This window comes from Paenibacillus sp. B-A-8, assembly GCF_048572915.1.
In the GTDB taxonomy this organism is placed as follows: domain Bacteria; phylum Bacillota; class Bacilli; order Paenibacillales; family Paenibacillaceae; genus Paenibacillus_AQ.
Genome location: NZ_CP183882.1, coordinates 421,774 through 446,770, shown reverse-complemented (window position 1 = coordinate 446,770; position 24,997 = coordinate 421,774). Strand labels below are relative to the sequence as shown.

Below are 24,997 nucleotides of genomic sequence, written 5' to 3'. Positions count from 1 at the left end.
CCAAAAGCCATTATGGCTTAGGAGCACCCTTTTTGTTTTATTTTAAGATGATTTCCTATCTTCATATTCCATTCTAGTTAACCCGTAGAAGACTAGATCCTCGAATTTATCCCATTTTAAAATATGCCGTTTAAATTCCCCTTCAAATCTCATTCCAGATTTTTTCATAACATTGGAGGACGCAGGATTTCTAGTCATTGCCGCTGCCCATATTTTATTTAATAGCAGGTCTTCAAATCCGAAATCAATCAGTTTCTTAGCTGCTTCAGTCGCATAACCATTTCCCCAAAAAGGTTCTCCTACCCAATAAGCAAGCTCACCTCTTTTATGCGATTTGTCTATATTTAGACTCATACAACCTATTAGGGTGTTGCTCTCTTTACCAATTAAAGCAAAAGGAAATCCATCCCCCTCGTCTGCTCTCTTCTTACAGGCACTAATCCAAGATTCAGCCGCTCCATCTGGATATGGATGGGGAATGGACAATGTTGTTCTAGCTACTTCCATATTCCCAGCAAGCTCTTGAACGTCACTTGCATCTGTGGATTGAAACGGTCTTAGCATTAACCTTTGTGTTTCAAATGTAGGTTGCATAGAAAGTACCTCTCACTATTGGATTTTCAATAGATTATATTACAATTACTGGATTTTGCAATGCATAACTCAGCTATTTACAATCCCTAATACGAATCCATCATACCCTTTACTTCCCACCGTCTGAATGGCAGTAGCCGATATCCTAGGTTCTTCTGCTAACAGATCATAAAATTGCCGTACACCTACTACACGAGGATCTTTGCTATTCTTGTTAATGACCTCGCCTTCACGTATTACATTATCCCCTATAATCACCGTTCCAGGGTGGGAGAAGTGAAGCGCCCATTGTAAATAGTTAGGATTATTCGGCTTATCTGCATCAATGAATATAAAGTCAAAGGGTTCCACACCCTCTTGTTTCATCTGAGACAATTGCCCCAAAGCATCACCTATACGAAGTTCTATCAGTTCATCTACTTGAGCAAGCTCGAAATTGGTCCCAGCCACCTGAGCATGCGATGGATCTAGCTCCAAAGTAACGATATGTCCGTCAGACGGGAGGGCTCTTGCCATCCAAATCGTGCTATACCCACCTAAGGTGCCAATCTCTAGAATCCGGCGCGCACCTTTCATTTGAACCAATAGGTTAAGAAATTTGCCCTGACTAGGTGAAACATCAAAAGGTGGTAGGCCTGCCTGCTGATTGGCGAACAATACTTCCTCCAGCACGGAGTCCTGTGGAATTAGACGCTCTGTAATATATTGATCAACTTTATCCCATGTAGTCGTTTGATTCATATTTATCACTTCTCCTTTGAATTAAAATTTTCATTTCCACAATTAGGGTTCGATCGTAACTACGAGGAGTGTTTGGACTTCCGGTCGCTGTTGTCTCCAGATTTCCTTTATATAACCAATACTAGAGGTTGAAATCCGGAGACAAAGGCGAACGCTACGCTCCTACAGTTCCAAACCCCCTCTTCGTTACTCCTTTCCCTAACTAATAATTCACATTCAACTTCAACTTCAACTTTATACCTGTATTGTAAATCAGTTATAATCATAAATATAATATATCTTTAAACCTAAATCATATTTTATATATATGAATTGAATGATGGAGGCTTAACCATGAATCTACACGCTTTGCGCTTATTCCATGTGATCGCATCAATGGGCAGTGTGACACGCGCCTCAGAAACTTTAAATATCAGTCAGCCTGCGATTACGGCTCAGATCAAAAAATTCGAAAAGGAACTATCCTTCGCCCTATTTAAGCCTCAAGGCAGAGGAATTGCTTTAACAGATGCGGGTGAAGAGCTTGCCCTACTCGCGAAAAGACTGTTCGCCGTTGAACAGCAGATCGAACAATTTGCTCAAGATTACGTAAACGGCACGAATGGAAGTATTCGTCTAGCCGCGACGTATTTGCCCGCTCACTTCCTTATCCCTACCTGGATTGCAAAGTTCAAACAACAATATGAGCAAGTGGAAATGGTGATTACTACCACCAATTCAAGCGATGCTCTGAAGCAGTTGTTAAATGTAGACGTGGATATGGCGATTTACGGGGGAATTGCTGAGGCCTATCCAGATACGATCCAGACTGAGGAGTTATTTCAGGATGAGCTATGGTTTGTAGTTGCGCCAGATCACCCTTATGCGAATCAGCAAATTTCTTTATCCGAAATGATGAAGGAGTCTTTTGTCATGCGTGAGGAGGGGAGTTCGACACGAGAGCGACTCTTATCCTTATGCCGTACATACAATACGCCCGCGCCCACGATCTCTTTACAATTTAATGGACTTCATGAAGCGATTAAAGCGGTTATTGCCGGATATGGCGCCAACTTCGTCTCTTCGCTCGTTGTACGCGAATATGTAGAACGTGGAGAATTATGCCGAGTTTATGTCGAAGGAATACATCTGAAGAATAGTATTGCGATCTGTACGCGGAAAAATGAACCCTTATCCGCTTCTGCGGACAATCTTATTCAGATGATCCGCCAAAATCCTTATACGATGTAGCATTTTTTTTAAAAAAACTGCTCTCTAGGCTGACTATATTCAGCCCGGAAAGCAGTTTCTTTAATTCAGCCTTATGCTTGTTTCTTCTCTGTCAAATAGTACAGGAAGGCCAAGATCGGCAGCGCCAGACCGATCAAGCTGGTCAGACTCCAACCTCCGTACGCATATGCCCAGCCGCCCAGCGAGGAGCCGATGGCTCCGCCTACGAAAAATATCGCCATAAACAATCCGTTCAAACGCCCTCTTGCCTCATTGCCAAGAGAATAAATCGCCCTTTGTCCAAGTACTAGATTACCCGATACCCCCATATCCAGCATAATAGCTGCGGCAACCAGTAACCCGAGCGTCACTCTTGAATCATTCTGAAACAGATAAGCCAGTAAAAAAGCCGCAGCCGCCAACACAAATGCAAGACCGGTCAACGGCCGGGTCCAGCCACGGTCAGCTAACCTCCCGGCGATAGGAGAGGCAATTGCTCCAGCCACTCCGGCCAGTGCAAACAAGGCGATGCCTTGCTGACTTAAATGATACGTATCGGCCAGATGCAAAGAGACCGTCGTCCAGAATAGGCTGAAGGCTCCGAACAGGCTAGCCTGATAAATCGCCCGACGACGCAGCACCGGTGTATTCTTCAGCAAAGTTCCCAGAGAACGTACCAGTCCACCATAATTCATTGTAGGCTCAGGTTGGCGCTGCGGCAGTACACGGGACAACAGAAGTGTCAACAAGGCGATCACTACCGCCGATATGGCATAAATCGCATGCCAGCCCCACAATCCAGAGACAAAGCTGGCCAGCGGCCGGGCGAACATAATACCGAGCAGCAAACCACTCATAACATTACCGACTACCCGGCCGCGCTGCTCTTCAGCAGCCAAAAAAGACGCATACGGCACAAGAATCTGCGCGGCTACAGAACCGAGTCCAATGAACAGGGACGCTCCCAGAAAGATCGCTGCATTAGGAGCTATCGTAGCCGCTATCAGCGACACCACCACCACAGCCAGAGACGCCACTGTCAGGCGGCGGTTTTCAATAATATCGCTAAGCGGTACTACGAACAAGAGACCAATTACATAACCTACCTGGGTCAAAGTCACAATCAGACCTGCTGCACCGGATGAAAGATGCGTAGCTTGGGCAATCTGTCCGATCAGGGTTTGGGCGTAATACAGATTGGCTACAATAAGTCCGCAGGAGGCCGCCAATAAAAATGTAATCCATCCAGGGATTGTCTTTCTTTCCGAATGTTCCTTTGCCGGTTTTACCGAATTTACTGAACCTACCGAACTTACCCGATTCATACTACTGCCTTGATGCATAAGATCTCCACCCTTCGATTTTAAATACTGAACGTACCGTTCATTAATTGATTTAAATATATACTGAACGTTCAGTTTTGTAAATAGGCGATTGGCTACTTCGTTTAACCTTTTGTATAATGAACGTATAGTTTCTTTTCAGATCGCAACTTAAATAAAGGATAGATTAATCGGGAGGGATCTCTGATGGATAAAAAAAGAGGACGGCCGCGCAATAGCGAAGCCGAGGCTTCTATTCTGGCAGCATCGTATGATCTACTACTAGAGACTGGATTTGGTGCGGTGACCGTAGAGAAAATCGCGGAACGGGCCAAGGTAAGTAAAGCGACCATTTATAAATGGTGGCCTAACAAAGCAGCGGTGGTCATGGACGGCTACCTCTCTGCAGCATCCGCAAGATTGCCAGTGCCAGACACCGGTTCGGTCATGGACGATATTATGATACATGCCACAAACCTGGCTAATTTTCTTCGCAGCCGAGAAGGAAAGATCATTACCGAATTGATCGGCGAAGGTCAATTTGATGCCGGCCTTGCTGAGGCCTATCGTGCGAGGTTTTTCGCTCCCCGTCGCCAAGAGGCACGACAGTTGTTGGAGCGTGGGGTGACCCGGGGTCAATTAAAAGCGGATCTGGATATTGGGATCACGATTGATCTGCTCTATGGACCGATATTTTATCGACTTTTGATCACAGGGGATGAGCTGGACGAAGCTTTTGTGAAATATTTGATCACCTCTGCCTTTGAGGGCATCAAAGCATAACAAACATAAACGCCTTTGGCGAAACTTATACTTTCTTATAATTTAAAAAGCCATCCTTTGAAGGATGGCCTATCACTTATATTACACCGTTCGATCTAAATTAACTTCAAACATGTCTCCAGTTACATAATCCATATACCTCGTATTCCCATCGTAATCCAAATAAGCTTGATAGCGGGTACGAATAGCCGGTTGTGTAATCCAATCCAGCACTTTCTCTTTTGCCACCCACATTACTTCAGAGGTTTCCTCCGAGGTACATAATTCCCCACCCACGGGCTTGCAGATAAAATCAAACATGACCTTAGTAGGAACATCCGTCACACCGTCATACCATTTATGGATACCTGTATTCGAATACACACCAACCAATTGAGAAACCGTGACATCTATTCCACTTTCCTCTTTAATTTCTCGAACTAATGCATCGATTAGGTTCTCTCTGACCTCTACTTGTCCACCAGGAAATACCCAGCCACCATCATGAGTCTTTACTAAAAGGATATCTCCTTGCTCATTTTCTGCGAATCCACCTACCGCTACAATATGTGTTGGCCATGCCATAGATCGCACCTCTTTTTAGAAGATGTTAACAATTTAATCAGCATCTGTAAACGATATTTTTCTACTCCATAACGCTTTAAAAGCTTCACAATGCTCTATCAAATCATCAAACTTCCCTTCACCCACAACCGAACCCTGATCCACTACCAGTATCTTATCAACGTCTTTTATGAAATTTAATCGGTGGGCAACAATGATGATGGTTTTGTCCTTAAATTCCTCCAAAATCGTCTCCATGAGACTTTGCTCCGTGATATTATCAAGTGCCGACACCGGCTCATCCAGAATTAATATATTTCTTTTTTGGGCGATGATTCTGGCAAAAGCTAATCGCTGTCTTTCCCCTCCTGATAATTTGACCCCTTTTTCACCTACCAAAGTATCTAAACGATCCGGCAATTGGCTTATTTTTTCCTGCAGATGAACTTTTCCCAAAATCTCATAGAGTTCTTCATCGGATAAGGTATGCTCATCAAATACAATATTGTCCCTGATTGTGGCATCAAAAATCGGTGTGTCCTGTGATAAGTAAGAGATATGATCATAGTAACTATCCAGATGGATCTCATCGATATCCTTACCGTCCAATAAGAGTTCACCTTTGTCCTTTTTTAATAATCCTACAATCAATTTTATTAGGGTAGATTTCCCGCCCCCGCTTAATCCGACAATCGCAACAGACATTCCTCGCTCAATCGAAAAGGTTAGATTATTCAAGATTTTCACTTGCCCATAATCAAAAGATACGTCCCTAAATTCAATATTACCGTGGATCTCTGTGACGACTTCTCCGGACTCCAAGTTTCTATCTTCTGGGGCCTCAATAAATTCCTCAAATCTTTTGTAGGTCACTCTGTTCAGTCTGAAATCTACAAATAGAACATTAAAGATGGCAATCGGCGAGTAAATCTTATCAATAAACATAAACAATGCGACCACAACACCAAGTGAGGTATCACCTGCAACAACGCTTTTTACACCGTAAATCAAGACGACGACCTTAATTACCGTAACAAACAGCTCGAATATCGCGAAAAAAGCTTCGTGGATCATTTGTAGCTGAGCATTCTTATGAATGATAGTGCGTGCGGTCTGGCTTAATTTATCAATCTCTTTCTCATATCGTTTATTCGTTCGGAAGACAACCAATTCCATGAATCCACGGATAGAGAATCTGGACATCTTTTCTTGTTCCTGGAGAATGGTAGCTTTCATCGCATACAGAAATTTCAACAGCAGATTCGTTATTAGAAAGACGACCACGTAGCCGGCTGCAATGACTAACATGATCCTTAAATCATAGAAGCTAATAAAGATTAAACTGAACAGAAGCGTGGGCAATAACTCATGTAATGTTTTAAGGAAAAAAGAATAGATCATGCTGTTTCCAGCCGCTGCCCCGTTCTCGATCACTTTAATCATCTGCCCTGTGCCGATATCCTGATAGGCTTGATAGTCGATTTTGGATATTTTGGATAGTGCGAGTATCTTTAATCTCTCCGTTATACTGTTCGATAAATAAACACTAGGATATTCGTCCACATAATTTAGGATCACAACGCCAGCCAGTAAAACTCCATACACCATGATTAAATTAGATATCTCACTGAAGCTGCTCATCACCGCGGCCTTGTCTAATATTTTTTGAAACACTACAATCCCTAAACTACTCAGCAGCTGAATAGTAAAACCCAATAAAATATAACCGCATATCCACCACTTTAGGTTAGATAGACTCTTTTTCAACATATCGTTAATCCCCTATCTTTTAATTGAATGCAAAAAAGCCAGGCAAACCCCACCCTCCAACTGTTAAAAACCACCCATAAATAAACGGTTCTCTAAGTCAAATAGGTTAAGTGCCTGACTTTACAAAATGGCTGCCTGGGCACCGTTCAAAGCTCTAGTTCATGTAATCAAAAGGATAGACTACCCCCATGATAGCTGGTACGCGTTTGACCCAGCCCGATAACTAGTTACTTCGAACGATACGGAAAGACATCCATTTCACCTCAATTAAAAGAATTGCCCCTATTATAATTCTATAATCCATATTTTTCAAGAATTACGTTTGACGATACGTAGGCCTGCTACTTGGCCAACCTTCTGTCCTTCATGCGAAGCGAACTTGATCGTAATGGCTGATTTGCCACTTGTGATCGACTGCGGAAGCTCGTAACGAATCGTTTCCAGCTTATTCATCTCTTCAGACTCCAAGACACCTAATCCAAGCTGTTTAGCGTCTGCCGTAATATCGAAGGCCACCGAAGTATCATTCGATTTCAAATAGGTTACTACCAGATCGACTTGTTCTTCTGGCAAGACCTCCATCGTGAAGGAGAACCAGCCATTGATCCAACTGTCGCGATACTTGCGATTGTAAATTTTGCCTAAGCCTACAAATTCGCCTGTGAAGTTATGATCGCGTTCAGGCTGCATTTCAGCAGGTTGTACCGAATCAACGGTTAGCTGCTCAAGCAGCAGGTTATTCTCCACGGCTTCACGGTATTCAGCTTCTGCCAGCTTCCATTCCTCCGGCGTGAACAAATCCCAATACACAGAATAACGATGATCATGCATGGGGTAGAATGGACGAAGCTCATGATCCGCCGTATATCCTAAACCCTTCATCCGGAACACATTTTCACTCACATTAGACTGAATGAGGTTGTCCGTTAGCGTCTCGCGATCACCGATTAATACGGAAGCAAGGGCGCGATCGTCGCCTAGCTCTGCATTTATAGCTCCAAAATCACCTGCGAGCACAAGCGGCCCGTAGAGGAAAGCAATTCGGTTCGGATTATCCGGCATAGATTCGATTCTTACCGACATTGGAATGTCGTATTCGACAACATCCCCATCCTGCCATACTCTATCCAACGTAAGGTAGCTAGATTTGCCTGCCTTCACTTGAATGTCTTCACCGTTTACCCTAACGTTCATGCCTTGCTCAGCCCAGTAAGGGTATCTTAGCTTCAATGTGAATTTAGTCGGTTTCTCTGTGCTGATACGCAGGGTGCCTTGTCCCTCTTCAGGGAACTTGGTCTCTTGCTTCAAACGAATGCCTTGCTCTTTCCAAGTCACTGTTGAAGGTACGTACTGATTCACATACAGCTCATCTGCGCTATGGAAGTAAATCGCCGACCCATACATAGAATGGCTTTCCATTCCTGAGCCTACACAGCATGTAAAGCTCTCAAACTGGGAGTTGAACGACTTATGTCCACCCATTTCGAGGGATACAAAATAACACACACGTCCATCTACCGGCTCCTGAGAAGCCAGGATATGGTTATACATTGCACGTTCGTAGTAATCCGCATATGCGGCATAAGCATCCCACTGGAACATATGCTTCGTCAGCTTCAGCATGTTGTAAGTGTTGCACGTCTCACAGGAGCCTTCGCCCAATCGATCATTTAGCTTATCCGGTTCACCGAAATGCTCATTGTAGCTGTTGCCGCCAATCACATAGGAATGATGATTCACAACCCGATCCCAGAAGAAGCGTGAGATACCAGCATAATGCTCCTGTCCTGTTACTTCATATTGTCTTGCCGCTCCAATAATCTTCGGAATCTGAGTATTGGCGTGTCTTCCGGCTAGGGTATCTTTTTCTACGGCCAGATCATTAAGAACTTCACCATGGTAAAAGCTTTCCGCCAAGGCAAGAAAACGATCATCACCGGAATCCTCTGCCAAATCCGTGAGTGCTTCATTCATGCCGCCGAATTCACAGCGCAGTACCTCTTGGATCTGATCTTTACTCAGCTCTGCAAAAATATCTTCAAGCCACAGTCCCAGCTTCGTTTCAAGCACTAGTGCCTTCTGATTGTCAGCCAAACGATAAGCATCGCGGAGACCCGCAAATAGCTTATGCATTGTGTACAGCGGTACCCAGCCACCGTTGAGGTCAAAGCCTTGCGAGCTAATGTCACCTGCCTTCACTTCCTCAAACAGTTCTTTGCTGCGGGGAATCCCGGAGATAAAACCATTACCATGTGCATTCTGACACTGCTCTAATTCATCTACTACATAATTCACACGTTGAAGCAGCTCTTCATTCCCCGTAGAAGCATACATCAACGCACATCCAGATAGATAATGTCCTAATGTATGACCGCTAATTCCCTGAGCTTCCCATCCCTCATAATGGGCAGCATTGGGCGCTAAGCCAGCATACTCGCGAAAACGTGACAATAACCGGTCAGCCTCCAGCTTTAGTAAATAATCCGTATTTAACTCCATCGCATGGAGAAGTGGACCTGACTCTATACGTACGTCCTTCAGATCAAAAGCTTGCGTCTTCAAAGAAATCTCTCCCTCGCAATCTTGTCAGCGTTATCCGACAAGTGTATATTTGTATCCATAAGATAACATCGGAACGTTGATTTGTCGGTAGATCAGCCATACATATGGTGGACAAATCCGACTTATTGATTGCTGGGAGGATCGCATGACCTATTTGAAGATAAATGCAGATGTACCTCTTCATTTTACAGCAGCAGGTGAATTCATCTCAGAAACGCCATGGAAACATGTAGAACGTGCAATGGGCAATTATGAGCTAATCATAGGCGTGAATGAAACGGTTTATTTAAGTGAGGAGACCAAAAGCTTCGAAGTTGGCCCTGATGAGGCTCTTTTGCTTATGCCTAATCGCACGCATGTCGGCTATAGAGAATCACGACCCGGAGTTAAATTTTATTGGTTTCATTTCGCGCTGAAAAGCGAGGGGGTATTGCTGAGTGAGGCGGAAATGAAACCGGAGGCAGAAGAAATCTTTTCGCGCACACAGCGCTTATGGTCCGTACATGATCTATATCTACCACAGTTCATAAAGATCGAGCACAGAGACCGGATTCATATCCTGGCGAATCAAATCCTCCATGTGGCCAACTCAGGGTATTTGACCTATTCCAGTGTTAATTATTTGTTGACCTCACTCTTAATTGAGCTGTCTGAGCATGCGCTTCAGCCGTTCGCCAGTAAGCTAATCCGTGCGCAGCAAGATGTCACCTTTGTCAAAATAGCCGAGTGGACAAGAATACACGCAAGAGAACCTCTTACGGTGGCAATCATTGCGGAGAAATTCAATTACAACAAGGATTATTTAGCTCGGCTATTTAAACAACATACCTCGATGGGGCCTTTGGAGTATATTCATTCAATACGTGTGACTAAAGCGAAGGAGCTGCTAACCAGAACCGCCCTCAGCGTGAGGGAAATCGCGACAGAGACGGGGTTCACCGACGATAAATATTTCATGCGCCTCTTCCGAAAATACGAAAACATGACACCGACCCAATATCGTAACGCCTATCATAAGACATTTATGAATAATGATTGAAGTAAAAAACTGCGGCAGGTTTCACGTTTTGAAAAGAGTTTGTAACAACACTACGTCCGTGGAGCCCCCTCGCCATGGGTTGAAGAAGGGGAAAGCCGATCCTCCGATAGATAATCAGGGAATTTCTCCCTAAAAAATCTGATATTCTATTCATTTGTCTAGTGATTAGGGAATTCCTCCCTAAAATTCGACCGATTTGTTGAAAAGTATAGATATTACCCCTATTTTAGGGATAAATTCCCTAATTTCATTCTTTTGAAGCAAAAATCAGTATTTTTCAGGGATTTTTTCCCTAATTACTCTCAAGAAAAGAAGCTGAATCTAAGCAGCATTAACTACTTTTGAGACAGCCCCTTCTCTAACTTACATTCTCTATATTATTGAATCGTTTGCGAAGACGAATTCCATCTCCAGCGCGGAGTTACGCCTTGCAGATGCACCCCGCCATACCACTCATCAATCCCTTTCTTCTCGGCCCAGTCCTCTTTACCAGACATTACGTTCTCTCCGAACGCTGTTAATACAACTTCACAATTTTGAAATGGCATCCCTGGCTCGTTATAACCGGGAAATTCCGTCAAACCACGCATTTGCAGTAACGGGTATGGGTCTTGTGCAATCTGTCTTAGAATATGCCAATATTGCAAATCGCCCATGCCTAATATATGAAGCTTATCTCCCACATTTTTGAACAACTCGTAAGGGGAGTTAATTCCAGCAAGAATCATCTCCAAAGTCATCTGTTCCACAATCCCAAGTCCATTATAGGTCGATGGGAAACGTGATAAATGCGCCACGAAGGCGTCATGCGCAAATGGCAGTGCGGACGTATCTTTAGCTAGCAGTTGTTGCAATGATTCTGGATCCGGTAATACAAAAGCTTCCCAGAACGCTCGGCCTACCTCTAGCTCCTTCTCTCCAATTAACTTCCATGTTCCTGATAAAGTCTCCATTTGCTCTACAGATAGTTGTCCAAGTCCTCGAAACAGCTCAATGCCAGGATACTCTCCAATGCACAATAAGCTCAGCTTCGTGGATCCCTGTTTCTGCTTCGAGAACCAATGGAGCAAATAGCACAGCATCGTCTGGTCGAATAGATCATGCTCGAACCATAGCACCACTTCCTCATATTTATGAAAATCAGCTAATATTTTTTCCTGACTCTCACTGCCCTGTATAAATTCCGTCTGCGGAATCCCCATCGTTTGTTCCAAATATTCAGCCCGTATGAAGCGGTTATCCTGTTCTGCAGGCTCTAAAAATACCGGTCCATGAGAATAGACCTCTCTCCAAACTAATACATCACCCTTCACAATTCCCTGACGCAGCTTATCTCCCACTACATCTCCGTTTACAATATGAAGCAAACCTTTTCCTCCTTCGTACAAATGGTTGAATACGGAGAGGACATCCGCAACAGGCAGCGCACCCTTAAGCTTGCGGCGAGCATCAAAGAGTCGTTTCTTCAATACCGGGACAGAAGTCCCCAGAAAGTCAGCAATTTCTTGAAGAGAGTATCCCTGAAAATAATATAATTGAACGGCGATCCGCATATTGGATGTCAATGCAGCTATAGACTCGTGAAGCAGTCGCCGTGCTTCTTTTTTCTCAATTATGTCTGCCACACTAAATGAAGCTTCTGTCGATTCCACAGCTTCATCGTAGGGGAGTGCAGGATGCTGCTTTCTTCGTAGGATACGATAACATTGCCTTGCCACAATCGCTTTAAACCAGCCTGGAAATGCCTCTACCGCTCTTAATTTATTCAAATTCAGGAAGGCTTCTGTGAAGGCTTCTTGTACAGCATCCTCCGCTAATTGATAATCGTGGAGCTTTTCATATGCAACCGCATTCGCCATTGGTGTAAAATGCCTAACGATCTGTTCAAAAGCTTGACGATCTCCTCGTCTCGCTTCTTCTATATACTGAAGCATACCTTCCCTCGCTCCCTTCTTCCGTATTATATACAAGTGCCAATGAAGTTCCCAAAGGTTACGGATGAGATTAAAAAAGTCAGACGTTATTTATTTTTTCCTATTACATCCTTTGCAACCTCTAAAGCTGAAGAGGCTCGCGGCCAGCCTACATAATAAGTAAGGTGGGTAATGGCCTCCACGATTTCTTCAAGTTGTAATCCGTTCTCTAAAGCCAAGCGCAAATGATAGGGCAGTTGTTCCGTCATGCTCCCCATTACCAAAGCAGAAATCGTAATCATGCTACGATCCCGAAGTGATAATTGCTCCCGTCTCCATAAGTCCCCAAATAACACATTTTCCGAGTAGTCGACGAATGCTGGAGCGAACTCCCCTAACGATTCCCGTACATTTGTGACGATTTTCCGATGCGCCATATTACACCTCCCTAACCGGAGGTTGTAGCATTTGAGCAACACCGTTACCAAACGACCAATCTTCGAATTCCGTGTCGACGAGCACAATGAATATATCTTCTTTTCTGATGTTTAGCGTCATCGATAATTCCTCGGCTAGCCTCGCGTAAAAGCTTTTCTTCTGTTCTGTTGATCTTCCGGATTTTAGCGTAACTTGGATATATATCAGTCCGTCGCTTCGTTCAATATTTAAATAATCTTTACTGTAAAAAAATCCCCCCGCTTTATGCGCATGAAAAACCTGAAACAGATCATCCTCCGGTACATGGAAATGCTGAATTAACGCGCTCATAATCGCTCTACATATTCCTTCTAGCTGATGAATGTCGTATTGTTGCTCCAGATAACTGACTCTAATGAATGGCATTTTAATTCACTCCTTCTTTGGAATTCTTTTATTGTACTCTCAGTATTTTGATTTATATAATTGAATAAGATAATAATCTTAATCAATTATATCGATAGAGGTGACAATCGATGGATCTAAAAGAACTGATGGCTTTTAAGACCATCCTTCAAGAAGGCACTTTCTCACGCGCTGCCGAGAAGTTGAATTATGCGCAGTCTACCATTACCAACCAAATTCAACGACTTGAAAAAGAACTGGGCATACAACTCTTTCACAGAGGCTGGGAAGTAGAACTGACAAGTGCTGGGCAAGTTTTTGCAGCGGAAATCGATAACCTTATTCAACATTGGAACTATGTATCAGAACTCACCAAGGCTTTACAGCATGACGAAATTGGCACACTTCATATCGGAGGCATTGAATCCATGATGGAATCCGTCCTACCGAACGCCTTGCGAAAATTTCATGAGCAAAAACCAAAGATGGCATGTAACTTCATTCAGGGTAACACTGATTCCCTCTCGCAACTCGTCCTACAAAGTGAACTGGATTTCGCCATCTGCGGTGAGCCATCCGACCTGTCTTTCTTTTATTTCGAACCGCTCTATCACGAGAAAATCGCTTTCATAGTAGATCACAATCATCCTTTAAGCGGACGACACGATATCTCATTTCGAGAAATTGTTGAATATCCAATTATAGCTGGAGGACGGACTTGCTTATATTACCTTCGGTTAGCTAAGCAATTTTCGAGATTCGAATCAAAGCCCACTTTATCCACCATAAGCCAAATTTCTGCTATTCCTCATTTTGTAAGAAAGAACCCTGGGGTAGGGGTAGTGCTTGATTCGACAGCTTTAATGACAGATATCGTAAAAATAGATGTTGAACTAAGTGAACCGTTCATTCAAGTGGGTATATTGCAGCGGCGCAACCGAGAATATCTAGCAACATCATCTAAAAAACTAATCCTACAAATCATAAAAGAAGAAATTGAGAGGATCAGTAACGCTAATCCTACGCTCCACATTTGAACCTCAAGCTAGTTCCATATATGATAGCTTTATCATCGTTATCAGGGGAGGATTCATAGAAGTGGCAGTATTAATCAACGAACAAATCAGAGCATCCGAAGTAGTCCTTACAGGACTTAGAGGCGAAAAGCTGGGTATCGTCTCCCGGGAAGAGGCCCTGGCCCTGGCCAGATCAGCAGGTGCTGATCTGGTATGTACCTCGCTAATGAGCAGCCCACCACCCTGCAGCCTAACTGCAAAGGGCAAAGCAAAAGCGGCCGCGCAGAAGGAGGCAGCCTCAGCACGCAAGGCTAGTGGTGGCTCAGCTGCAAAAGGTGGCAGCAAGGAGAAGGTCAAAGAACTCCGCTTCACGGCTCATATTGAAGAGCATGATTACGATACGAAGCTTCGCCAGGCAGAGAAGCATCTCCGTTCTGGCAAGCCAGTGCAATTAGTCGTGAAGGCATCCGGCGCCAAAGAAGCCGCCGCTTCCAAGGCCGTATTGGAGCGACTAGTGACTGACCTAAAGGAAGTCGGAACAAAGGATACTGGCATCCAGACGGGTGGTAAAGGGTCACAGGTGAAATTAAATCCACGTTGAAGAGTGGCCTATTCTTTCCGATCATATAGAGCTAGTAAAAAGGCCATCCTCTGTGGGATGGCCCTCCTCTCCATAGACAAGCTCTTAAGCATTCACTTTAAACATGATTGCCCATTAATCCCCTCGGGCGATAATTCATGCCGCCAGCATAAAGGTGTGAGACATCTCCTAGTCCAATACACCTAGGAACTGCAAAGTGCTCGCTGCGCTCTTCAAACAAGATCGTCGTTACCGAGCTTGGTGCTAACCAAAATACGGACCAAGCCAAGGCTAAAGGAATCTGTAATAAATGAGCTAGCCATGCGAGACCAAAGCCACCATGGCATACTACTCCAATCTTTTTGGTTGAAGGCTCAAGGATCCGATACAGGCCATCTTCTCTTTTATAGTGATGTCGCAGCAAGAATTGATCTGAAGCCGCTTGTAATTCGCTGAACCGCAATCTGTATTCCTCTTGCTTCAACCAATGATCTGTTTCATCAGACCATACTCTCTTTCCACTAGATAATTCGCTGATATGTTCTCCGGGACTATCCCATATAGACGCCATTTGTCCATCCAACATAATCTCTGTCCAATCCAGCTCACTAGTCCAAGGTTCTGTCTGAATGACAAGTCCCGTCTCTTTGGCCACATAACTGGCTGTTGTCTGTGCTCTACCCAGTGGTGAAGCATATAATTCATCCAGACCTATAGATGCCATGCGCTTTCCTAGTGCTGCTGCTTCCTGATGCCCGAATTCTGTCAGGCCATCTATGGAATAGTCCGGATCACCATGACGAATAAGAAATATTTGCATAATAATGCCCTGCTCCCCTCAAATCCAGCCTTTTTCCTCTGCCAGTCGTACCGCCTCAATTCGACTTTTCACTTCCAGCTTATTGAGTATTTCAGAAATATAATTGCGAACTGTACCATAAGAAAGATGTAGCGAAAAAGCGATCTCTGCCGCCGTTTGCCCTTCACCAGCCAGCTTTAAGATCTCTCGCTCACGTGCTGTAAGTGGATTCTCCTCCCGCAGGCTACCGAAGACTAACTCTGGAGAGACCTCCCGATGTCCAGCCATGACACGACGAATTGATTCGGCTAATTTATCTACTGGCTCGTCCTTTAACAAATACCCTTGTATCCCAGCCTTCACTCCACGCTCGAAATAGCCCGGTCGGGCAAAGGTTGTCAAGATGATAATCTTAGTCGGACAACCCTTCCCCCGCAATAATTCTGCAACCTCCAGCCCGCTCTTGAACGGCATTTCAATGTCCATGAGACATACATCCGGCTGAAGCCTGTCGATTAAAGCTAACGCCTCTGCTCCATCACAAGCCTCTCCGACGACTTCGATATCATCCTCAAGATCCAGCAGGGAAGCCATCGCTCCCCGAAGCAGACGTTGATCCTCCGCTATAATGATGGTTATCATGCACTCTCACCTCCTGTTGCTTCCTTAACGATTAGAGGGATCATAACGATCAGCGTAGTTCCCTGACCTTCTTCTGAGCTTAGCGACAGAGAGCCATCAATCAGAGATAGACGCTCTGCCATCCCCTTCATACCATTTCCATCGCTAAGCTCACCACTACATCTCTCACCGTTCTGGAGGCCAATCCCATTGTCCTTAACAGTAATTCGAACTTCTCCGGTGGTCTTCGCCACCCCGATGAAGCATTTATCCGCTCTACTATGCTTCACAATGTTAGTCACCGCTTCTTTTATACAGAGACTGAGAATATTTTGCGTCAGGTCGGATACTCCCTCTAGCGAGATATCCCCTTCCACTTCCAAGGCAATCTCCGCCGTGCGCAGCATTTCCCCGGCTTCTGCCAGTTCTTCTGCTACTGAGATCGCCCGCATTTCCGACACTAGCTCACGCACCTGACGGAGCGCAGCCCGCGAAGTACGCTGAATTTCCCGCGCCTCTTCTTGGGCTCGCTCCGTATTTTTGGTCACCAGCTTCTCTACGAGTTGGCTTTTTAATGTAATCAAGGACAACGTATGCCCGAGCGTATCATGTAAATCACGAGCAATTCGCATCCGTTCCTCACGCTTCACCAGCTCTTTAATCACCTCATTGGCTTGATCCAGCTCTTTCTCCAGCTTCTGATTCCGATTCATGGATCTCACGCCGAACGGACTAATCAACATAATAATGATAAATGGAGCTAAAAATATCATGCTTCCCCACTCCATCTCACGACCCACTAAAACCAGCACAGAAAGTACCATGACCACAAAAGAAGTAAATGCAATTTTGAACCCTTTATTCTCCGTATAGTAAGCTATAAAATTCGCGGTGAAAAAGCCCATGTACAGATTAAAGGGCGTATAAAACAAACTAAGCACCACGATGATCACCATTTGAATCGTTAACCAAACATTAAATACTCCACCCCGAACCCAATACAGCTGGCGATAGCTGATGGCGAACACCGCTATCATCAACCCGCCTAGAATGAGCTTCAATCCAGTCTCCCCACGCAAATTCAGGATGGGCAAAACCAGATAAACAGCCCATACATAAGGGAAAAACCCTTGTTTTTGTGGAAATAACCGAAACTGCGCACGCTCAGCCATTCATTCACACCGCTTCCTGTTTTTTTCGAATATAAACCGATAGTAACATAAAAACTACCAAATATCCGAGCAAAATCAAGACATTACTCCACTGCGGGGCTGAGCCACGTACAATCTCCCATGCCCCATTTCCATAGTTGTAGGAAGGTAACCAATGACCAATCTTCTGCATTAATCGTGGCAAAATCTCAATCGGCATCCACATGCCCCCCGCTACAGCAAGCGCCATATAAATCACGTTACTGACTCCACTAGCCGTATCCACCCGTTTCATAGCACCCACAAGCGTACCAATCGCCAAAAACGGAAGGGAACCAATCAGAATCCATAGCCCGCTAAGCACCCATTGACCCGCTGATAAGGAGACACCATTGATTAAATAGCCTGCGGCAAAAATACAAATGACCGAGAACAGGTGCATCATCGTTTGTCCGAACATTTTTCCGAAGAAATAAATTGAACCCGGTAGCGGGGTAATCCGAATAAAGGTGGTCCAGCCTTGTGTTCGCTCTTGCACCAAACGAATGCCAAGCGTCATAATCGCTGAGCCCATTACACTAAAGGTTGCCATCGACATCAAGTAGTGAGCGCGCCACGTCGGGTCATCGTTACCTGTATTGACCACTCGGGTGAAGATGAAGTAGAACATGATGGGCATGAGCAAAGACCAGAATACATAATAGGGATTACGGATGATCCGCAGCATCTCGGCTTTACATTGTACAGTAATTAGTCTCATCTTTAGATAGCCTCCTCTTGGTTCATGGTCAATTGTTCAAAAGCGTCATCCAGACGTCCCTGATCGATTCGGACATCCTTCACGGGAAGTCCAGTCACAAAAATCGCTCGCAATGCTTCATCCGTATCGTCTGTCGTCACATGAATTCGACCTTCTTTTTCATAACAATCTTCTATAGCGCTTAGGTCTAGCAAGTTTCTGCGCAATTGGGAGCGATCACCTACTGGCAGGAAAGACAACGAGCGCTTCACAATCCGCGATTTAATCTCATCTGGACTTCCGTCCGCAACTAAATGACCTTTGCTGAACAACAGAATACGATCGGCGATATCTTCGGCTTCCTGCAAATAATGCGTCGTGAACACAATTGTCTTGCCCTGCTCCGCAAGTCCGCGAACCGTATCCCAGAAACGCCGCCGGGAAGTAATATCAAGTCCAACCGTAGGTTCATCGAAAAAGATCAGCTCCGGATCACCCGCCAAGGCCAGCGCGAAGCCTAGACTACGCTTTTGACCGCCTGAAAGCTTCTCGGCATATCTATTCAGATCCGCTGGCGCAAGCCCTGTGGCTTTAATTAGAAATTCCATATCCATCGGCTGTGGATAATAGCTACGGATCAGAGCAATGATCTCCCGAACCTTCAGTCGATCCATTACACTTACCTCCTGCAGCATCGCGCCGGTCTTTTCACGTACCGCTTTATCTTTCGGATGTTGTCCGAAAATTTTCACTGTGCCTTCAGTGGGCTCTAATAGCCCTAATAACATTCCTAATGCCGTTGTTTTGCCTGCTCCGTTCGGTCCAAGAATAGCTGTAATCGAACCCTTGGCAATGTTGAAGCTAATGTGATCTACTGCTTTCTTATCCTTATATAATTTGCTGACGCCATTCATCTCTATAACACTGTCCATTACGTAACCCCTCCGATTCCGAATGCGTTTGATCTATTTCAATCATATGGAAAAAGGGGACCTGACATTAGTATGGACTGTCATTTCTTTAAGATGACAACTGTCACCTTCACAAAAAAAGAAGCTGCCCTATCCATAGTTTTAACTACGAATAGGGCAACCTCTTAAGGAAAAATGCTAATTTACCGCTTAAAGAATCCTTTTTCGATCAGGAATTCCTTCATATGCATTCGTGCTGGCTGTGCCAAGCGTTCTGCCATAATTACTGACCAAGGTGTATCCTTGGCACCATGGGTCCGCTCACGCATATAGTCTGAAGAGACTTGATCGTAAGTCTTGACCTGCTCCACCGTGGTTTCGGCATTGTAGCGATTGCGATGCAGAACAGCCTCTAACGGAAGACGCGGACGCAGGCTTGAGGCTCCATCAGGATATCCCACACACATTCCAAATATCGGGTAAACCAGTTCGGGCAGTCCCAGCAGCTCAGAAACCTCCGCGATCCGGTTACGAATTCCACCGATATAAACAATCCCAAGTCCGAGTGATTCCGCAGCTACCGCAGCGTTCTGAGCAGCAAGTGCAACATCAACGGTAGCTACAATAAGATTCTCCGCAGAATCTTCATAAGAAGTCTCTCCCTGTAAATGAGGTTTTGTCACCTCACGCAGCCGATACAGATCCGCACACCAGACCAAGAAGACTGGGCACTGTTCTATATAAGCCTGATTACCCGCTAATCCGGCAAGCTCTGCTTTTAGATCCGGGTCAGTCACTGCAATAACACTATAGGCTTGTACACTGCTGGAAGTTGAAGCCATTTGGCCTGCCTCAATAATCGCTGCAAGCTGCTCTTCACTTACTGGCTTATCCTGATACTTGCGGACAGATGCATGGTTCATTAATAGAGATATTGTCTCGTTGTTTTCTTGCACAGCGGCCACTCCTTACATAGTTAGGTTTCTCTTACAGCTTTACCCGCTGCAAACGAAGTGCATTTAAGACGACGGACACAGAACTGAATGCCATCGCAGCTCCAGCTAGCCATGGAGCTAGAAATCCGAGTGCAGCAATCGGTATACCTATTGTATTGTATGCGAGTGCCCAGAACAAATTCTGCTTAATATTGCTCATTGTTTTACGGCTCATCATTATAGCATCGGGTATACTCTTCAGATCTCCCCGCATCAGCGTAATATCTGCTGCCTCCATAGCTACATCCGTACCTGTACCGATCGCCATGCCCGTGTCTGCAGTAGCCAGTGCAGGGGCATCATTAATCCCATCTCCAACCATGGCTACCTTTGTCCCATTTCGCTGCAGCTTACGAACTTCCTCCGCTTTACCCTCCGGTAGAACCTCTGCTAACACTTTTCGAATGCCCGCTTGTTTCGCAATAGCTTCGGCTGTGATTTTGTTGTCCCCTGTAATCATTACGACCTCTATACCCATCTCATGAAGCGCTGCTACAGCTGCTTTTGAGGTTGGCTTAATCGTATCCGCCACAGCGACAATCCCGGCAATCTCATCGTCCACCGCCACAAGCATAGCTGTCTTTCCTGCCTCTTCCAGTCTCTTCATGACTGGGGTCCACTCTGTGATGTCCATGTGATGATCTTCCATCATCCGCCGTGTGCCTACCATAACCTTCTGGTCTGAGACCACAGCCATAATTCCGCGTCCAGGGACATTATCAAACTGCGCAGCAGTTGGCAAGGTCAAGCCTCTTTCGGTAGCTCCTGCTACGATCGCTTCCGTAAGCGGATGCTCTGATAATTTCTCAGCTGCAGCAGTTAAAGCTAGTAGACGATTCTCGGCATTTTCTTTACCATAAGCAGCAATTCCAGTTGTAGTCACGATATCGGTCAGCACGGGTTTACCGGTTGTAACCGTACCTGTTTTATCCAAAACAACGATCTTAATCCCTTGTGCACCTTCTAAATGCTCACCGCCTTTGAACAGGATGCCAAGCTCCGCAGCGCGACCCGATCCCGCCATAATGGAGGTCGGGGTTGCTAGACCTAGTGCACATGGACAAGCGATTACGAGCACTGCAATGGCTTTTTCTAGAGCATCGGCGAACTGACCAGGTGCTGTCCAGAAATACCAGACCAAGAAAGTGATTACCGCAATCCCTACAACAATCGGTACAAAGATCCCTGAGATGACGTCCGCGATCCGCTGAATTGGCGCTTTGGAGCCTTGTGCCTCCTCCACCACTCTAATAATTTGAGCGATTGCAGTGTCTCTTCCTACTTTGTTGGCTTTGATTCTTAAGATCCCATTCTTATTTAAAGTAGCACCGATAACAGTATCTCCAGGTTTTTTCTCTACAGGAATACTTTCTCCGGTCAGCATAGACTCGTCCACAGAAGAAGAGCCCTCTACTACCTCGCCATCCACCGGCACCTTTGTTCCGGGCTTTACCAATACAATATCGCCGGGAATCACTTCATCTGTCGGGATATTCATTTCTTTGCCATCGCGGATCACGAGAGCCGTCTTGGCCTGAAGCCCCATTAAGCTCTTAATGGCGTCAGAGGAACGTCCTTTCGCTAGCGCTTCGAACCATTTACCGACGAGGATGAGCGTGATGAGTACAGCACTCGTCTCATAATACATTTCTACGGTATGATTCATTCCCTTCATACTTAATGAATCAATCGTCAGATAAAGACTGTAGAAATACGCTGCGGATGTTCCCAGTACGACCAGCACATCCATATTAGCACTCCCGTTACGAAGTGCTTTATACGCGCCTACGTAGAACTGCCAACCAATGATAAACTGTACGGGAGTCGCCAGAACAAGCTGAAACCAAGGATTCATAAATATCTCTGGTGTTGGAATCCAGCTTGTGAATGAGAAATGACCTGCCATCGCCCATAACAATGGGAAAGAAAGAATAGCAGAAATGACCCACTTCCACTTCTTATGCTGAATTTCCTGTACACGACGATCCACATGATCCTTGCGGTCTTCTTTAAGGGTAGCTTTATATCCGATATTGCTTACCTTCTCCATGATCTCTCTTGGACTAATATTACCGGGAGTATATTCTACATGTGCCGTTTCCAGCGCTAAATTTACGTTCACTGCTGCGATACCCGGCGTACGGCTCAACACTTTTTCGATCCGTGCCGAGCATGCGGCACAGGTCATGCCTGATATATCAAAATCCGCGGTCTCTTTGACGGTATCATAACCAAGAGCGCGGATTTTATCTTCGATTTCTGGTAACCCTGATACAGAAGGGTCGAATCCGACAGTGGCTTGTTCCAAGGCTAAATTTACATTTGCGCGAGTAACACCCTCCATCCGTGACAAACCTTTCTCAATTCGAGCTGCACAAGCAGAACAGGTCATACCTGTAATCTGTACGGTCGCTTGCTGTTCATTGGGTGAAGCTGTTGTTTTTAACTTATCCATGATTCCAAAGCCTCCTCATACCCCTATAGAGTATGATAATTTCTATAAAAAGAAAAGGCATTGGAGCTTATGGCATCCCCATTCAGCTCCAAGCCTTATTACTCTGCTTCAAATTAAACTACATCATACCCTTGATCTTCAATAGCTTCTTTAATAGCTCCAAGACTTACCTTGTTCTCGTCATACTCAACGGAAACTTTTTTAGCAGCAAGATCAACTTTTGCAGTAGCTCCAAGATTACCTACAGCCTTCTCTACAGAGCTGACACAGTGACCACACGACATTCCTTCAACGTTTAATGTAGCGTTCGACATTAATATTACCTCCAGTAAATGTTATGAAGCCATGCTCAAGAAGCATTAGCTTATTATTTCATTAATTTGTTAACCGTAATTAGCAGCTCATCGATAACCTCATGTTCACCGGCTTCGATTCGTTCAATAATACAACTCTTCATGTGCCCTTTCAGCAGCATCTTACCAACACCGTTTAGTGCCGCTTGAACCGCTGCGAGCTGATTGAGCACATCATCACAATAAGTATCCCGCTCTATCATACCCTTTATCCCGCGGATCTGGCCTTCAATCCGGTTGAGGCGAGTATTCAAACCATTCTTGAAATCTGCTGAATGATGACTCATTCGTTCTCCAGATGAATGACAGCCAGCCTCACAGGATTTCTCAGTTTGTTCTTGCTTACTAGTAGACATAAGAATCAGCCTCCTTGCCATTAATATAATATACCCCCGTAGGGTATGTCAAGAGACATTCTTCATTGCCTGGCACTCCAATTCCCTTTTCTAAAAAAACTATTGCTACCCTATTCAAATTTGAATATAATAAGTTTTGCTTCTAAAGTATGAACATTATTTGAACGGAATATCACTATTTAGAAAAAGGAGCCTGCGAAGCATGCATACTAAAGAAAGTAATCTTAAACTCGTAGTTGTCGGCCTGCTGCTCGGTATTCTGATGTCCGCGATGGACAATACCATTGTAGCTTCAGCTATGGGAACCATAGTCTCTGACCTTGGCGGTCTGGATAAAATCGTATGGGTCACCTCGGCCTATATGGTCATGGTAATGGCTGGAACCCCTATCTTCGGCAAGCTCTCAGATATGTACGGACGTAAACGTTTCTTCATGTTCGGTCTGATTGTATTCCTGGTTGGCTCAGCACTGTGTGGTACTGCAACCAGTATTACGCAGCTCAGTATTTATCGAGCTGTTCAAGGGATCGGCGGCGGTGCACTAATGCCTATCGCCTTCACCATCGTCTTCGACATTTACCCTCCTGAAAAAAGAGGAAAGCTGACCGGCCTATTCGGTGCCGTCTTCGGAATCTCCAGTGTACTAGGACCGTTACTGGGTGCATATATCACCGACTATGTAGGCTGGCAGTGGGTATTCTACATTAACCTGCCGCTCGGAATTATTGCACTGTTTCTGATCGCAACTTCTTACAAAGAGTCGATCTCTCATGCAAAACAGCGCATCGACTGGGGCGGAGCCTTCACTCTCGTCGGCGCCATTATCTGCTTAATGTTCGCACTAGAGCTGGGAGGCAATCAATACGCTTGGGATTCTAGTGTTATCCTCGGCTTGTTCGCCGGTTTTGCTGTACTGTTGCTGGCATTCATCCTCATTGAGAGAGTGGCGGCTGAACCTGTTATCTCGTTCGCGATGTTCAGTAAACGGTTGTTTGCAACAAGTAGTGTGACAGCCTTGTTCTATGGCTCTGCCTTTATCGTAGCTACAATTTATATTCCTATCTTCGTACAGGGTGTATTTGGCGGCTCCGCAACGAACTCAGGATTGATCCTCATGCCGATGATGATCGGAACGGTCGTGGGCAGTCAGTCCGGGGGGCTGCTTACAACCAAAACCAGCTTCCGCAACATTATGATCTTGTCCGCAGTCTGCTTTGTCGCAGGTGTCTATAGTCTAAGCACTCTGTCACCAGATACCTCCCGTCTCATGCTGAATATATTTATGGCCTTGACCGGGTTCGGCGTAGGCTTCTCCTTCTCCGTACTAAGCATGGCGGCGATCCATAATTTCGACATGCGTCAACGCGGTTCGGCAACTTCAACAAGTACCTTTATGCGCTCTCTTGGAATGACGTTGGGAATTACAATCTTCGGGATTATTCAGCGTAATAGCTTCACGAGCAGCATTAGCGATGCTTTTGGCGGAAGTGAGCAATCAGCAGCCTTCGGCGATCCGCGGGCGGCCCTGACACCTGAAGCAAGAGCCAAGATTCCACCTGAAATTTTAGAGAAAATATCCAGTGCGCTGTCCTCTTCTATCGCACATACCTTTATGTGGGCCTTGATTCCTGCGGTCCTTGGTTTAGTCTTTGTGCTGCTTATGCCAAAAGACCGCCTCACCATTCCGAGTAAAGCTGCTCAGGCATCCGAGGGTAAAAGGTAA

At 45.1% G+C, this 24,997-nt stretch carries 24 protein-coding genes; 6 read left to right on the top strand and 18 right to left on the bottom strand.

Annotated elements, in window-relative coordinates; all coding sequences use genetic code 11:
• Nucleotides 1-42: 42 nt before the first annotated feature.
• Nucleotides 43-594, bottom strand: coding sequence for a GNAT family N-acetyltransferase (locus tag ACN6MV_RS02025; RefSeq protein WP_042123615.1), 552 nt, complete (start codon nucleotides 592-594; stop codon nucleotides 43-45).
• A gap of 69 nt (nucleotides 595-663) precedes the next feature.
• The gene (locus tag ACN6MV_RS02020; protein WP_375104584.1) at nucleotides 664-1,335 is read right to left on the bottom strand and encodes an O-methyltransferase; all 672 of its coding nucleotides are present in this window, start codon (nucleotides 1,333-1,335) and stop codon (nucleotides 664-666) included.
• Nucleotides 1,336-1,668: 333 nt separating this feature from the next.
• On the opposite strand from ACN6MV_RS02020, the gene ACN6MV_RS02015 reads away from it, so the two are divergent.
• Nucleotides 1,669-2,565 (top strand): LysR family transcriptional regulator, encoded by an 897-nt coding sequence (locus ACN6MV_RS02015; protein WP_042123611.1) that lies wholly within the window; start codon nucleotides 1,669-1,671, stop codon nucleotides 2,563-2,565.
• Nucleotides 2,566-2,636: 71 nt separating this feature from the next.
• Here the strand turns inward: ACN6MV_RS02015 and ACN6MV_RS02010 are convergent, their stop codons facing one another.
• Nucleotides 2,637-3,887 (bottom strand): MFS transporter, encoded by a 1,251-nt coding sequence (locus tag ACN6MV_RS02010; protein WP_231574022.1) that lies wholly within the window; start codon nucleotides 3,885-3,887, stop codon nucleotides 2,637-2,639.
• Between the two features lie 186 nt (nucleotides 3,888-4,073).
• Between ACN6MV_RS02010 and ACN6MV_RS02005 the strand changes: the two genes are divergently transcribed.
• On the top strand, nucleotides 4,074-4,649 hold the full coding sequence (locus tag ACN6MV_RS02005; RefSeq protein ID WP_341050664.1) for a TetR/AcrR family transcriptional regulator: 576 nt from the start codon (nucleotides 4,074-4,076) through the stop codon (nucleotides 4,647-4,649).
• A gap of 81 nt (nucleotides 4,650-4,730) precedes the next feature.
• On the opposite strand, the gene ACN6MV_RS02000 is transcribed toward ACN6MV_RS02005, so the two are convergent.
• The 3 genes from ACN6MV_RS02000 to ACN6MV_RS01990 form a co-directional block, all read right to left on the bottom strand.
• The gene (locus ACN6MV_RS02000; RefSeq protein ID WP_042123607.1) at nucleotides 4,731-5,213 is read right to left on the bottom strand and encodes an NUDIX hydrolase; all 483 of its coding nucleotides are present in this window, start codon (nucleotides 5,211-5,213) and stop codon (nucleotides 4,731-4,733) included.
• A 33-nt stretch (nucleotides 5,214-5,246) separates the two neighbouring features.
• On the bottom strand, nucleotides 5,247-6,962 hold the full coding sequence (locus ACN6MV_RS01995) for an ABC transporter ATP-binding protein (RefSeq protein WP_419885593.1): 1,716 nt from the start codon (nucleotides 6,960-6,962) through the stop codon (nucleotides 5,247-5,249).
• Between the two features lie 309 nt (nucleotides 6,963-7,271).
• Nucleotides 7,272-9,524 carry a beta-L-arabinofuranosidase domain-containing protein gene (locus ACN6MV_RS01990; RefSeq protein ID WP_419885592.1) on the bottom strand — a complete coding sequence of 751 codons (2,253 nt, stop codon included), beginning with the start codon at nucleotides 9,522-9,524 and terminating at the stop codon, nucleotides 7,272-7,274.
• Between the two features lie 145 nt (nucleotides 9,525-9,669).
• Between ACN6MV_RS01990 and ACN6MV_RS01985 the strand changes: the two genes are divergently transcribed.
• Complete coding sequence (locus ACN6MV_RS01985; protein ID WP_419885591.1) at nucleotides 9,670-10,563, top strand: helix-turn-helix transcriptional regulator; 894 nt, start codon at nucleotides 9,670-9,672, stop codon at nucleotides 10,561-10,563.
• Between the two features lie 377 nt (nucleotides 10,564-10,940).
• On the opposite strand, the gene ACN6MV_RS01980 is transcribed toward ACN6MV_RS01985, so the two are convergent.
• The 3 genes from ACN6MV_RS01980 to ACN6MV_RS01970 form a co-directional block, all read right to left on the bottom strand.
• Complete coding sequence (locus ACN6MV_RS01980; protein ID WP_419885590.1) at nucleotides 10,941-12,497, bottom strand: sigma-70 family RNA polymerase sigma factor; 1,557 nt, start codon at nucleotides 12,495-12,497, stop codon at nucleotides 10,941-10,943.
• An 86-nt stretch (nucleotides 12,498-12,583) separates the two neighbouring features.
• Nucleotides 12,584-12,913 (bottom strand): carboxymuconolactone decarboxylase family protein, encoded by a 330-nt coding sequence (locus ACN6MV_RS01975; RefSeq protein ID WP_419885589.1) that lies wholly within the window; start codon nucleotides 12,911-12,913, stop codon nucleotides 12,584-12,586.
• A 1-nt stretch (nucleotide 12,914) separates the two neighbouring features.
• Entirely contained in the window at nucleotides 12,915-13,319 is a 405-nt protein-coding gene (locus tag ACN6MV_RS01970; protein ID WP_076116552.1) for a tautomerase family protein, read from the bottom strand.
• 110 nt (nucleotides 13,320-13,429) lie between these two features.
• Between ACN6MV_RS01970 and ACN6MV_RS01965 the strand changes: the two genes are divergently transcribed.
• Together ACN6MV_RS01965 and infC are read left to right on the top strand one after the other, a co-directional pair.
• Complete coding sequence (locus ACN6MV_RS01965) at nucleotides 13,430-14,335, top strand: LysR substrate-binding domain-containing protein (RefSeq protein WP_419885588.1); 906 nt, start codon at nucleotides 13,430-13,432, stop codon at nucleotides 14,333-14,335.
• A gap of 61 nt (nucleotides 14,336-14,396) precedes the next feature.
• Nucleotides 14,397-14,915 (top strand): translation initiation factor IF-3, encoded by a 519-nt coding sequence (infC, locus tag ACN6MV_RS01960; RefSeq protein WP_341050673.1) that lies wholly within the window; start codon nucleotides 14,397-14,399, stop codon nucleotides 14,913-14,915.
• 97 nt (nucleotides 14,916-15,012) lie between these two features.
• Here infC and ACN6MV_RS01955 read toward each other — a convergent pair whose 3' ends face one another.
• The 9 genes from ACN6MV_RS01955 to ACN6MV_RS01915 form a co-directional block, all read right to left on the bottom strand.
• Nucleotides 15,013-15,714 (bottom strand): histidine phosphatase family protein, encoded by a 702-nt coding sequence (locus ACN6MV_RS01955; protein ID WP_375104574.1) that lies wholly within the window; start codon nucleotides 15,712-15,714, stop codon nucleotides 15,013-15,015.
• A gap of 18 nt (nucleotides 15,715-15,732) precedes the next feature.
• A complete protein-coding gene (locus tag ACN6MV_RS01950; protein ID WP_419885587.1) occupies nucleotides 15,733-16,335 on the bottom strand; it encodes a response regulator transcription factor in 603 nt (200 codons plus the stop codon).
• Nucleotides 16,332-17,486, bottom strand: a complete 1,155-nt coding sequence (locus tag ACN6MV_RS01945; protein ID WP_419885586.1) for a sensor histidine kinase — start codon at nucleotides 17,484-17,486, stop codon at nucleotides 16,332-16,334. The genes ACN6MV_RS01950 and ACN6MV_RS01945 overlap by 4 nt, the downstream gene beginning before the upstream one ends.
• 4 nt (nucleotides 17,487-17,490) lie before the next feature.
• Nucleotides 17,491-18,225 (bottom strand): ABC transporter permease, encoded by a 735-nt coding sequence (locus tag ACN6MV_RS01940; RefSeq protein ID WP_076116547.1) that lies wholly within the window; start codon nucleotides 18,223-18,225, stop codon nucleotides 17,491-17,493.
• Between the two features lie 2 nt (nucleotides 18,226-18,227).
• Entirely contained in the window at nucleotides 18,228-19,136 is a 909-nt protein-coding gene (locus tag ACN6MV_RS01935) for an ABC transporter ATP-binding protein (RefSeq protein ID WP_042123580.1), read from the bottom strand.
• Nucleotides 19,137-19,318: 182 nt separating this feature from the next.
• Nucleotides 19,319-20,071, bottom strand: coding sequence for an oxygen-insensitive NADPH nitroreductase (gene nfsA, locus ACN6MV_RS01930; RefSeq protein ID WP_081953972.1), 753 nt, complete (start codon nucleotides 20,069-20,071; stop codon nucleotides 19,319-19,321).
• 31 nt (nucleotides 20,072-20,102) lie between these two features.
• Nucleotides 20,103-22,565, bottom strand: a complete 2,463-nt coding sequence (locus ACN6MV_RS01925; protein ID WP_419885585.1) for a heavy metal translocating P-type ATPase — start codon at nucleotides 22,563-22,565, stop codon at nucleotides 20,103-20,105.
• A 113-nt stretch (nucleotides 22,566-22,678) separates the two neighbouring features.
• Nucleotides 22,679-22,879: a copper chaperone CopZ gene (copZ, locus tag ACN6MV_RS01920; protein WP_042123576.1), complete on the bottom strand. Its 201-nt coding sequence runs from the start codon at nucleotides 22,877-22,879 to the stop codon at nucleotides 22,679-22,681.
• A gap of 53 nt (nucleotides 22,880-22,932) precedes the next feature.
• Nucleotides 22,933-23,274, bottom strand: a complete 342-nt coding sequence (locus ACN6MV_RS01915; RefSeq protein WP_419885584.1) for a metal-sensitive transcriptional regulator — start codon at nucleotides 23,272-23,274, stop codon at nucleotides 22,933-22,935.
• A gap of 202 nt (nucleotides 23,275-23,476) precedes the next feature.
• Between ACN6MV_RS01915 and ACN6MV_RS01910 the strand changes: the two genes are divergently transcribed.
• The gene (locus tag ACN6MV_RS01910; RefSeq protein WP_042123572.1) at nucleotides 23,477-24,997 is read left to right on the top strand and encodes an MDR family MFS transporter; all 1,521 of its coding nucleotides are present in this window, start codon (nucleotides 23,477-23,479) and stop codon (nucleotides 24,995-24,997) included.